General features: G+C 66.5%; 2 protein-coding genes and 1 pseudogene. All 3 read right to left on the bottom strand.

The window, feature by feature from the left end; all coding sequences use genetic code 11:
- Positions 1-333: pseudogene (locus tag KAY22_RS26615) on the bottom strand (hypothetical protein); the annotation flags it as partial.
- Positions 334-338: 5 nt separating this feature from the next.
- Complete coding sequence (locus tag KAY22_RS26610; RefSeq protein WP_296626081.1) at positions 339-2,696, bottom strand: phage/plasmid primase, P4 family; 2,358 nt, start codon at positions 2,694-2,696, stop codon at positions 339-341.
- The coding region (locus KAY22_RS26605; protein ID WP_296626080.1) for a hypothetical protein at positions 2,693-3,339 on the bottom strand (647 nt) is incomplete at its 5' end. The genes KAY22_RS26610 and KAY22_RS26605, both read right to left, overlap by 4 nt.

Here is a 3,339-nt window from a genome sequence, read left to right as displayed (position 1 = left end):
CACGGTCTGGATCGAGCCCACCGTGCGCACCATGCCATCGAGCCAGCTGCGGAAACGCAGCCACGCCATGCCGCCGCCCTCGAAGCGGCCGGGCCGGAACTCGACGGTGCCGCTCGTGATGGCGCCGTCAGGCAACCGCACCGCCCAGCCGAGGGTCGAGCCGAGGTCGAGGGCCAGCAACACAGGCAGGCCGGAATCGGGGCTCCTGACAGATCTGACAGATGAAACGGTTTGCACCGTTATCGTGCGCGCACGCGCGCGCGTGACGTCTATAAGGGGTCGATCTGTCAGATCTGTCAGGCGAGTATTTTTGCGCGTTTGCAGGGGCTGCATCGTAGTCAGAACTCCATGTCGGTGGTGGATCGACTTGCGGCCTTGAGCGCAATGCCGCGAAATCCCCTTTGGGTACTCACGGGCTCGCGCCATTTCTCGAAGCCACGGGTGGTCAGGTTTTCTGAGAAGCGCCGGATCGAGCCGACATATTCTCCAGCCGCCTCCGCCCACACCTTCCAGGCGCCGTAGAGCGTGGCGACCAGCTCGGTGCAGCCCGGGCCGGTGACGCAGGCATCCGCCATCCACCGCCCGATGGCGTCCTCGTCGTCGAAATATTCGTCGGTCGCCGCTTGCACCGCCGCCGGCGGCTTCAACCCGATGCGCTGCCATTCAAGACAGCCCTCGATCGCCCAAGCGAGGATGCCGTTGCGCTCGGCCAGGAGGCGGTCGGTGAGCGTCTTGTCACGCTTGGCCGGCGGGATAGTCACGGTGAACGGCACCATGTGAAAGCGCCGCCGCATGGCCTCGTCGATGTTTCGAATGGAAGGCTTATGGTTGCCGGCGATGACAAGCTTGAATTGCGGCATGAACTCGAAGAAGTCCTGCCGCATGAAGCGCGCCTTGATCGGATCGCTGCCGGTCATGAGCTTCAGTTTGCTCTCAGCCCAGCGGCGCCCCTGCTCGGTCTCGACGGCGGACACGAAGCGCGCGCCGCGAAGCCCCGCGAGATCGGTCGGATGCCGATCGCCGGTCGTGGCCATGAACATGTCCATGGGCGCTGTCGTCGCGTAGTCGCCATGGATGGCGGCGACTACGTTGCAGAAGACCGACTTGCCGTTGGCGCCGGTCCCATAGAGGAAGAACAGCGCGTGCTCGATCGTGAGCCCGGTCAGCGAATAGCCGACCATGCGCTTAAGATAGGCCTGTAGATCGGCGTCATTGTTGGTAACGGTCGCCAGGAACGCCTTCCACGTGGGGCAATCGCCCTCGGGGGTAGCACCGGAGATCCGGGTCATCCGATCCGCCCGGTCGTGATCGCGTCGCGCGCCCGAGCGCAGATCGACGATCCCACCCGGCGTGTTGAGCGCCCAAGGGTTGCGATCCCATTCCTCGGCCGTCGCGGCATGCCGCCGATCCGCCCGGGCCAGCCGCTCGACCGCCGCCACTGTGGCGGCACTGGCGAGCTTCGCCGCGAGGCGTGCGCGCGTGCAGCGTCCTGCCGCCTCCCGGCACACCAGTCGGGAAAGATGCAAGCCCATCAATGTGGTCTCATGACGCCAGTAAGTACCGGTCCAGACGAGCCATTGCCCCCAGGCCGCCACGAACCGCCAGTCCTCGCCGTATCGGCGCGTGAACTCGAGAGCGAGCGCATCCTCGGTGAATTGCGGCGGCGGAGCTTCATCGTCGGGACCGCCGTCGCCGGGCACGTCGCCCGGGGTTCCGAGCGCTCCGCCACCGCGCTCGGCGTCACGCTTCCACAGCCGCTCGGCTTCATGCTGGAGCTTGTCGAGGGGCCAAGGCGGATCGATCCTGGCTTCGTTGTAGGCGACGATCTCGTCCCACGCCTGCGCCGGGGTGACATGCCCCTCGCGGCAACGCCGGATCCAATAGCCGATGACCCGAGACAGCGCGTCGAACCGGGTCGTGCCGTCCACGCCGCCCTCGCGGATCCGGCGCCCGAACAGTTCCGGGACCGCCCCCTTGCCGGCGCTGGCGTCGTTGAAATCGAACTCGGAAATCGCCTCGCCTTCGAGCGGCGGCATGGCCATCACCGCTTCGGCCAGATCGCGCAGATCGAACTCGATGTCGGTCCGCTTGAGGATTTCGACGGCGCGCCTGATGCCGCCCTTGGCATGCACCGAGCCCGCAACGCGGATCGGCTGATGCGCCGAGCGGAATGACGGATCGCCGCCAACCTTGACCGCGATCGCGTGGCGCAGACGGCAGACCTTGGCGATCTCTTCGCCCTCAGCGGGCTCGGTCAGCCGCCAGTAGAGATGGAGCTTGCGCTGGCCTTCCGGGGTGACGCCACCGGATGCGACTTCGAGCGTCGGCGCGCCGAGGTGCCGCAGCAGGTGATCGCGCTTGGCCGCAATGTCCCCATGATCGAGATCGACCAGCACCACTTGGGTCTGGACGATGTCCTCGGCTTTCGCCTCGCCGGGAGCAGCGACGGTGCCGGGCACGACGAAGAGCGCCATGCCGGCCTCGTTTGCCCAGCCCGCCTGAACGGCGAGCTTGGACGCCAGCTCCTTATCGGCCACGACGAAAGGCGTGTGCGGCGGCCGGTCGTTCGCCCCCTTTTCGGCAAGTGCGCGAACCGCGACCCAGCCATCGCAATAGCCAAACACGACTTCGACATAGGCGGCGATGCTGACCGCGTCCGGGGCGACAGGCAGCGGGACGGTTTCCTGCGCCATCATACCCAGCACCGCTGCTTCCAGGCACAGAAGGCGCACTCGAAATGGCCCGGCTCAGCAGCGATGCGCGGCAGCCATTCGCCTGCGTCGCATGCCTGCAGGATGCGCACCGCCTTGTCGCTGCAGGCCTGCGCGAGGGCGCCGTCGAAAGGCACCAGTTCGTGCCAGAGCTCGCTCGTGTCCTTGTTGATCGCGGTGAACAGGGCCGGCGCATCGGTCAGCCCCATATAGGCCTGATAGAGAGCGATCTGAACGGCGTAGACGGGCTTTGCCGCTACCACACCCCGCTTGACGATCTCGCGCCAGTTCTTGGCGTTCGCCGTCTTGCACTCCCAAAGTGCGGGTAGCGCCATGTCGATGGCGGCGGCGACGATGACGCCGTCGATGTGACCTTGCACGCGCCCACCGGCGACCGAGAAACCGAACTGATCGCCGGCGCGATCTCGGGTTCGCAAGTCGAGCCCGGCCTTGCGCAGCCATTCAACCGCCAGGTCCTCAAGGCTGTGGCCCACCGCGAAGATGCGCAGGCTCTGCCCGCTGAAGCGACCATCTGGATCACGCGGCAGGCAGAGAAACTCGTACTGCAGCCGGCGCGCGCAAGGATCGCCCAGACGCGAGCCACCAAGATAGGAGCGCGGCGCACGGT

It is taken from the genome of Rhizorhabdus sp., assembly GCF_018006725.1.
Taxonomy (GTDB): Bacteria; Pseudomonadota; Alphaproteobacteria; order Sphingomonadales; family Sphingomonadaceae; genus Rhizorhabdus.
Note: the sequence above shows the minus strand (reverse complement) of the source record. Positions and strands in the feature narration are given on the sequence as shown.

Excerpts from the sequence above, each read along its gene's own strand:
- KAY22_RS26610 (WP_296626081.1), bottom strand. The coding sequence starts at position 2,696 with ATGATGGCGCAGGAAACCGTCCCGCTGCCTGTCGCCCCGGACGCGGTC.